Source organism: Pseudomonas defluvii, from assembly GCF_001695625.1.
GTDB classification, from domain to species: domain Bacteria; phylum Pseudomonadota; class Gammaproteobacteria; order Pseudomonadales; family Pseudomonadaceae; genus Aquipseudomonas; species Aquipseudomonas defluvii.
On the sequence record NZ_MBPN01000352.1, the window covers coordinates 1 to 297 of the forward strand.

Annotated in this window: 1 protein-coding gene; it reads left to right on the forward strand. The window is 65.0% G+C overall.

Going from position 1 to position 297, the window contains the following annotated elements; translation table 11 throughout:
- Window positions 1–297, forward strand: a 297-nt coding sequence (locus EKA13_RS27640) for a Tn3 family transposase (RefSeq protein WP_141685691.1), incomplete at both ends; no start/stop codon positions are given.

Here is a 297-nt window from a genome sequence, read left to right on the forward strand (position 1 = left end):
CCGACTTGCGGATCGAGGAGCATTACACCGACACGGCGGGCTTCACCGATCACGTCTTCGCCCTGATGCACCTCCTGGGCTTCCGCTTCGCGCCGCGCATCCGCGACCTGGGCGACACCAAGCTCTACATCCCGAAGGGCGACGCCGCCTATGACGCGCTGAAACCCATGATCGGCGGCACGCTCAACATCAAGCACGTCCGCGCCCATTGGGACGAAATCCTGCGGCTGGCCACCTCGATCAAGCAGGGCACGGTGACGGCCTCCCTGATGCTCCGAAAGCTCGGCAGCTACCCAC